1 rRNA gene is annotated in these 237 nt (G+C 55.3%); it reads left to right on the top strand.

What is annotated here, in order from left to right:
* Positions 1–237 (top strand): 16S ribosomal RNA (locus tag IWT5_RS12060); the annotation flags it as partial.

Raw genomic sequence — 237 nt, 5'->3', positions numbered from 1 at the left:
CTAAGAGATTAGGCGTTCCCTTCGGGGACGCAGATACAGGTGGTGCATGGCTGTCGTCAGCTCGTGTCGTGAGATGTTGGGTTAAGTCCCGCAACGAGCGCAACCCTTATTGTCAGTTACCAGCATTCAGTTGGGCACTCTGGCGAGACTGCCGGTGACAAACCGGAGGAAGGTGGGGATGACGTCAAGTCATCATGCCCCTTATGACCTGGGCTACACACGTGCTACAATGGATGG

This window comes from Secundilactobacillus mixtipabuli, from assembly GCF_002217925.1.
Classification (GTDB): Bacteria; Bacillota; Bacilli; order Lactobacillales; family Lactobacillaceae; genus Secundilactobacillus; species Secundilactobacillus mixtipabuli.
Note: the sequence above shows the minus strand (reverse complement) of the source record. Positions and strands in the feature narration are given on the sequence as shown.